7 protein-coding genes are annotated in these 6,419 nt (G+C 57.5%); 5 read left to right on the top strand and 2 right to left on the bottom strand.

Going from position 1 to position 6,419, the window contains the following annotated elements; translation table 11 throughout:
- Positions 1 to 114 precede the first annotated feature (114 nt).
- Positions 115 to 414, bottom strand: a complete 300-nt coding sequence (gene priB, locus I5W_RS24455) for a primosomal replication protein N (RefSeq protein ID WP_044531201.1) — start codon at positions 412 to 414, stop codon at positions 115 to 117.
- A gap of 21 nt (positions 415 to 435) precedes the next feature.
- A complete protein-coding gene (gene rpsF, locus I5W_RS24450) occupies positions 436 to 801 on the bottom strand; it encodes a 30S ribosomal protein S6 (protein ID WP_006462645.1) in 366 nt (121 codons plus the stop codon).
- A 340-nt stretch (positions 802 to 1,141) separates the two neighbouring features.
- Here rpsF and lexA point away from each other — a divergent pair, with 340 nt between their 5' ends.
- From lexA to I5W_RS24425, 5 genes are all read left to right on the top strand, one after another.
- Positions 1,142 to 1,801, top strand: coding sequence for a transcriptional repressor LexA (lexA, locus tag I5W_RS24445; protein WP_044531200.1), 660 nt, complete (start codon positions 1,142 to 1,144; stop codon positions 1,799 to 1,801).
- Positions 1,802 to 1,990: 189 nt separating this feature from the next.
- Positions 1,991 to 3,979: a tetratricopeptide repeat protein gene (locus I5W_RS24440; RefSeq protein WP_044531199.1), complete on the top strand. Its 1,989-nt coding sequence runs from the start codon at positions 1,991 to 1,993 to the stop codon at positions 3,977 to 3,979.
- A gap of 318 nt (positions 3,980 to 4,297) precedes the next feature.
- On the top strand, positions 4,298 to 5,386 hold the full coding sequence (locus tag I5W_RS24435; protein WP_044531198.1) for a flagellin N-terminal helical domain-containing protein: 1,089 nt from the start codon (positions 4,298 to 4,300) through the stop codon (positions 5,384 to 5,386).
- A 78-nt stretch (positions 5,387 to 5,464) separates the two neighbouring features.
- Positions 5,465 to 5,824: a flagellar protein FlaG gene (locus tag I5W_RS24430; RefSeq protein WP_044531197.1), complete on the top strand. Its 360-nt coding sequence runs from the start codon at positions 5,465 to 5,467 to the stop codon at positions 5,822 to 5,824.
- A 238-nt stretch (positions 5,825 to 6,062) separates the two neighbouring features.
- The coding region (locus I5W_RS24425; RefSeq protein ID WP_044531196.1) for a flagellar cap protein FliD N-terminal domain-containing protein at positions 6,063 to 6,419 on the top strand (357 nt) is incomplete at its 3' end.

Raw genomic sequence — 6,419 nt, 5'->3', positions numbered from 1 at the left:
GGTTTGGCTGTTGACGCTGTTTTTCAGCTTGCTTTTATCGAACTTTTTACCGAATGCCATGGTTGGCTCCTGTATCTAAAAATTGGGTAAGGTCTGTTTGGCTACCTTGCGTCTTCAATCCGACGCGACCGGGCCAAAATCAACGATATGAAACACGACGCTCTTGCTGTTGCGATTCCTGCGGGCCAAAAAGCCGGTGAACCGGAAGACTTCACCCAGTGCCGCCCTGTTGAGAGCACCGGAGATTTCCCCTGCTGCCAACGCCGCGATCTCAAACTCGACCTGGCGCTTCATGCCAGCTTCCATCTGTTCCGATTGATGCTGCAACCTGGCAGTGACAATCGGGATCCCGGCCGGCGTATAACGCAATACATCACGTTCTGCCAGGCTGGCGATGACTTGAAGCTGGTTCACTCTCCGCGATGTTCGCAGCGCTTAAGCTGCCGGAGCTTCGGTACGGCTCTTGGCCGCGTCTTCCTTCTGCACTGCCTTCAGGATGGGGGAAGGACCGGTTTCGGCCTTCTTCATCTTGACGGTCAGGTGGCGCAGGACGGCGTCGTTGAACTTGAAGCCGGTTTCGATTTCAGCCAGCGTTTCGCTGTCGACTTCGATGTTCAGGCAGACGTAGTGAGCCTTGGCCAGCTTCTGGATCTGGTAAGCCAGTTGACGACGGCCCCAATCTTCGACACGGTGGACCTTGCCGCCGCGGGTGGTGACGATGCCCTTGTAACGCTCGATCATCGCCGGCACTTGCTCGCTTTGGTCCGGGTGGACGATAAATACGATTTCATAATGACGCATGAAGACTCCTTATGGACTTATTGAAGACGCCCACCCCGGCGTCAAGACGGGTGTGGGAAGAGGAAAACCAGCGATCATACTAGGTTTTTAGTACAACAGCAATCTTGGCAGCCGACAAACGAGGTCGAATGGCGACAATCGACCGGGCACCGAGGACACAACCACCCTCGCCCCCCACACGTCCGACCGACAACTTCACTTCCATAACTATATATAGGTATCCAAAAGCTTGTCTTTTTCCCTGCCACAAGTGCATGTTGCCGTTGACACAAGGATTGCACCTGTATAAAAATACAGACTGTTCATACAAACAGCCTTCTCCCCGGGAAAGGCCCACCCCATGCTCAAACTGACCGCGCGCCAGGAACAGATCCTGAACCTGATCAAGAACGCCATCGAAAACACCGGCTTCCCTCCTACGCGCGCAGAAATCGCCGCCGAGCTCGGCTTCCGTTCCGCCAATGCCGCCGAGGAACACCTGCAGGCCTTGGCGCGCAAGGGCGCCATCGAGATTTCCCCCGGCACCTCGCGCGGCATCCGCCTGCGCGAATCGGCCACTCTGCCTAGCAACGGCAGCGCTCGCCAGATGGCACTGCCCCACCCCGCCCTGATGCAGTTGAGCCTGCCACTGATCGGCCGAGTGGCGGCAGGTTCGCCCATCCTGGCCCAGGAGCACGTGGAAAAGACCTATCAGGTCGACCCGGCCATGTTCCCGGCCAAACCGGATTACCTGCTCAAGGTGCGCGGCATGTCCATGCGCGACGCCGGCATCCTCGATGGCGACCTGCTGGCCGTGCGCCGCGCCGACCAGGCTCGCAATGGCCAGATCGTGGTCGCGCGTCTGGCCGATGAAGTCACGGTCAAGCGTTACCAGAAGAACGGCAGCGTCATCACCCTCTTCCCGGAGAACCCCGAGTTCGAGCCCATCATCGTCAAGCCCGAGGAAGACCAGTTCGCCTTGGAAGGCTTGGCCGTTGGGCTGCTGCGTAGCTGGAACTGAGCCTGCTCCGCGCTCAGCCCTCAGGATTCCACGTCAAACCCAACCAGCCACACCATAGAAACCTTCGCTTAAAACGGAGGTTTTTTGCTTTCTATTCACCTCTTCGCGCAGAGGCAGTTGCGCATATCATCCTTGCTGGATAGCCATGTCCGGCGCACAGGATGCGCCCAACCAAGAGGACTTTTTTCGATGTCGACGCGCAAGAGCAGCAAGAAGCACGGCAAACCTACTCCAATCCCGGCTCCCGCAGCCGCCAAATCCAACCTGCAGGATCTGCTGGATGTCCGCAAATGCCTGGATCTGCTGGACAACCGCAAGACAGATGAAGCCAAGGCCTTGTGTACGGCAGTACTTGCCCGCGCCCCCAAGCTGGTCTTTGCCAATCATGCGCGCGGACTGATCGCCATGCAGGAAGGCAAGTTTGCCGAAGCCGAACAATATCTGCGCCTAGCCATCGAGGCCGACCCGAACAATGCCGAATACATCGGCAACCTGGCCAGCAGCATCCTCAGCCAGGACCGCATTGATGAAGCCATTGCCCTCTACGAACAGGCCATCTCGATTGACAAGGAAAATCGTGCTGCCCGCATCGGCTTGGCCAATGCCTTGCATGAAAAAAACGACCCGGATGCGTCGATCGCCTACTTCGAGGATGCGGTCAAGCGCGAACCCAACGCACCCGGCCCCCTGTCCCACCTGGGGCGCGCCCTGGTCGAGGCACGCCGCTTCGAGGAAGCCGTGGCGACCATCCTCAAGTCTCTTGAACTGCAAATCAATTTCGCGCCGTCCCACACGGCATTGGGCGAAGCCTTCCACGCCATGGAAATGTACAAGGAAGCGGTGGAGTCACATAAGACCGCCGTCCTGCTCGATCCGCAGGATACCTATGCCCATAACAAGATCGCCGATAGCTACCTGAAACTCAACAAGATCGAGCAAGCCCACGAGCATATGCTGCGCGTGATCGAAATCGCTCCCAAGGACCCCAACAGCTACGTCAAGCTGGGGTCGAGCTATTTCAGCACCGGTGATCGCTTCGACGACGCCATGCGCATGTTCAACAAGGCATTGGAACTGGACCCCAAGTATGCCCTGACCTACAACAACATTGGCGCCATCCAGCATGACCACGGTGACACCGACGATGCCATCGCCAATTTCCGCAAGGCACTCGAACTGCGCCCCAACTACCCCACCGCCAAGCACAACCTGGCGTTGAGCCTGTTGCTGCAGGGCCAATTCAAGGAAGGCTGGGAATACCACGAAATGCGCTTGGTCACCAAGGAGCGCGCGCACGTCTATCGGCTGATCCACAAACTGTTCGACATCATCCCGAAATGGGATGGCAAGTCTTCGCTGGCCGGTAAGTACATCCTGCTGATGCATGAACAGGGCTTTGGCGACAGCATCCAGTTCCTGCGCTATGTCCGACTGGTGATCGAACAAGGAGCAAGAGTCGCCGTCCACGTGAAGAATCCCTTGTATCGCCTGTTCCAGTCCTTCACCCCGGAAGTGACTCTGGTCCGGGAAAGCGATCCGCTGCCCCCCTGTGATTGCGCCTACGTGCTCATGAGCCTACCCCACGCCATGCGCACTCATACGATTGATGACATCCCGCGCTATCCGGAAGGCTACCTGGCAGCCGACCCCATCCTGGCGTCGACCTGGCGAGAAAAGATTTCCAGACTGACAAAATCGAGCGAACACCTGCGCGTCGGCGTGGTGTGGGGCGGCAACCCGGAGCATGGAAACGACCGTCATCGCTCCATCCCCCTGGACAAATTCAAGCAGTTGTTCGACCTCCCCAAGGTAGAGTTCTATTCATTGCAAAAAGGCAAGCCACTGGAAGACCTCAAGGCATTGCCACCCGGCCTACCAGTCTTCAACCTGGGCGATGAATGCGAAGACTTTGCCGACACTGCCGCCGCCATCAGCAATCTCGATCTGGTCATCAGTGTGGACACCTCGGTAGTGCACCTGGCCGGCGCCATGAGCCACCCCACCTGGGTGCTGCTGCCACACATTCCAGACTGGCGCTGGCTTACCGAGCGCGAGGACTCGCCGTGGTATCCCTCGATGCACCTGTTCCGCCAACCAGCGCTGAACGATTGGAATTCGGTACTCAAGACAGTGGGCGAGCAATTGATTGTTTTGCAACAAAAAAAGGCCCAAGGCTAAGCTGTTCGTCACCTGTTCGCCACGAGTAGACCGCCCAACCGGGCGGTCTTTGCTTTTCAGAACATTTTTCTTGGTCGCAACAGCAAATTTGCTAAAGTTTTCCTGATTGCCGTCGAAAAAGGATTTGCTTGGAGTTTCAAGCACGCAGTTTTAGTTCGGAAAGCCTTGAAAAAGATTTTTTGCAAAAGCCCTAAACTTTTTCCAAGACTGCCCGATAAAGCAATCAACAGAGGTTGAAACGCCTGGGACTCATGGGTAGAAGACCAACGTTAGGCACTGAAACTCGGATCATCGGTCTCAAATCTTAGGAGAATTAACATGGCAGCAGTCATTAATACCAATATCCCGTCGCTCAACACGCAACGGAACCTGAATGCGTCGCAGTCGTCGCTGAATACCTCGATCCAACGTCTGTCTTCCGGCCTGCGCGTCAACAGCGCCAAGGACGACGCCGCCGGCCTGGCCATCGCCGACCGTATGAACTCCCAGATCAAGGGTCTGGCAGTTGCACAACGTAACGCCAACGACGGTATCTCGATGGCGCAGACCGCTGAAGGTGCTCTGTCCACCGTCGGCGACAACCTGCAACGTATGCGTGAACTGGCTGTGCAGGCCGCCAACGGCACCAACAGCGCACAAGACCGCAAGACCCTCAACGACGAATACACCCAGCTGTCCCAGGAAGTGTTCCGTGTTCTGAACGGCACCAGCTTCAACGGCCAGAACCTGTTCACCGGCACCGGCCAAGGCGCTTCGGCCGGCACCGGCTCCGATGCTGCCAACGTTTCGGCTTCCCTGACCCTGTCCTTCCAGGTCGGCGCCAACGTTCAAGACAACAAGTTGAACGACCAGATCACCATCACCCTGGACGACCTGTCGAACAACTCCACCATCGCTACCGTGATCGGTACCAGCGCCAAGGGCCTGATCGGTCTGGGCGACACCACCGGCGTGAGCTCGGCACAAGCGACCTACACCTCGGCCAAGGCTGCCCTGGACAACCTGTTCGCTACCGGTTCGTCCATGTCGTCTTCCGCCCTGGCTTCGTCGGCTGTGACCCTGCAAGCTGCCGTTGACAGCGCCAAGCTGTCGCTGGACAAGGCTGTTGCTGCTCCGTCCGCACAAAGCGACGCACAAAAGGCGATCCAGAACTTGGACAAGGCGATCAGCATGATCTCCTCCAAGCGTGCAGAGTTCGGTGCTGTGCAAAACCGCTTCAGCGCGGTCATCAGCAACCTGCAAGTGTCGAGCGAGAACATCACCGCGTCGCGCAGCCGTATCATGGATACCGACTACGCACAGGAAACCGCGAACCTGACCCGTGCGCAGATCCTGCAACAAGCTGGTACCGCCATGCTGTCGCAAGCGAACTCGGCGCCGCAGCAAGTCCTGTCGCTGTTGAAATAAGCCTGATAGCTAGGTAGGATGACGTGCGGGGGATAGACCATATTCTCCGCACGTTCCTTTAAGGAAGGGAGTAGTACCATGTCGATTGCCCCACTTAATATCACCGCTGCTGGCGACTCCGGCACCTCCTATGCGCTGCCGAAGACTGCCGACAAGCCCGATCCCGTGGTATCGACCGTCGCGCCGGCCGCCAATCCGGAAGCACGCCGCGCAACCGAAAGCGAAGTCAATGACGCCGTCGGCAAGTTGAATGATTTTGCAGCCGCCAACGCTGCCGCACTGAACTTCTCCAAGGATCAGGATACCGGCAAGACCATCATCAAGGTTGTCGATACCGCGACCGACAAGGTGATCCGCCAGATCCCCAGCGAAGAAGCGATCGCCATCGCCAAGTCCATCGATAAGATGCAAGGCCTGTTGATCAAGGAAAAGGCTTGAGTATCATTACTTGAGTCTGGTATGAACTGCAGTGGCTCGAACAACCTCATGCGTCAATGTTGGATCATTGCGCATGAAGGATTCGGCTACCCCAGTTCATAACGGATTCTCATAGATTCACACAGATCACCCGCACAGCGTCCTTCCTGCACAGACGCCGTACTTGAGAGCCGTTCTCCTCTTGACCGCGCTTGCAGCAGCATAGCGCTGTGCCTCACGCAAAGATTGAGGAGTAACCATGGCGACTTCCACCGGCACCATCTCCACATCGGCGGGTCCGCTAGATGTCTCTACGCTGGTCAGCCAGTTGATCTCGGCCGAGAGCCAGACGCAGCTGACCCCGCTGACCACCCAGGCCAGCAGCTACAACACCCTCATTTCCGCCTATGGCAGCCTGAAAAGCACGCTGTCGACCTACCAAAGTGCCATCGCCGGCATGACGGCCGCCACCTTCAGTTCGCAGAAAAGTTCAGTCAGCAATGCCGGCACCGGCAGCAACCTGACCACCGACCCCTTCACCGCCGATGTCAACGCCGATGACTCGACCAAGATACTGGCGCAGAAGATCCAGTCAGCCGGCATCAGCAGGGCACCA

Source organism: Herbaspirillum sp. B65 (assembly GCF_000333555.1).
Lineage (GTDB): Bacteria > Pseudomonadota > Gammaproteobacteria > Burkholderiales > Burkholderiaceae_D > Herbaspirillum > Herbaspirillum rubrisubalbicans.
Note: the sequence above shows the minus strand (reverse complement) of the source record. Positions and strands in the feature narration are given on the sequence as shown.